General features: G+C 58.5%; 1 protein-coding gene. It reads right to left on the bottom strand.

What is annotated here, in order from left to right; all coding sequences use genetic code 11:
• Positions 1-282, bottom strand: a 282-nt coding sequence (locus tag HBA93_RS20750; RefSeq protein WP_221724532.1) for a molybdopterin-dependent oxidoreductase, incomplete at both ends; no start/stop codon positions are given.

Raw genomic sequence — 282 nt, 5'->3', positions numbered from 1 at the left:
CCATTTGGCGGACTTCCAGAAGTAAAGGTGGGGAACGAGAAGGCGCGCCGGTCCGCCATGGTCACGCGCAAGCGGTTGCCCCTGATAGTTCAGGGCGACCATCGCCTTCCCGGACAACATGTCTTCCAAAGGGACGTTGGTGGAATACCCGTCGTAGCAATGCGCCAGGACAAAGTCAGTAGGCCGCTCAATCCCTGCTGCCGCAAGGATGTCCTCGATGAGCACGCCCTCCCATGCAGTATCGAGCTTGGACCAGGACGTCACACAGTGAATGTCTTTGGT

Source organism: Ochrobactrum sp. SFR4, assembly GCF_019730395.1.
Lineage (GTDB): Bacteria > Pseudomonadota > Alphaproteobacteria > Rhizobiales > Rhizobiaceae > Pseudochrobactrum.
This window is presented reverse-complemented; position numbering and strand designations above follow the sequence as displayed.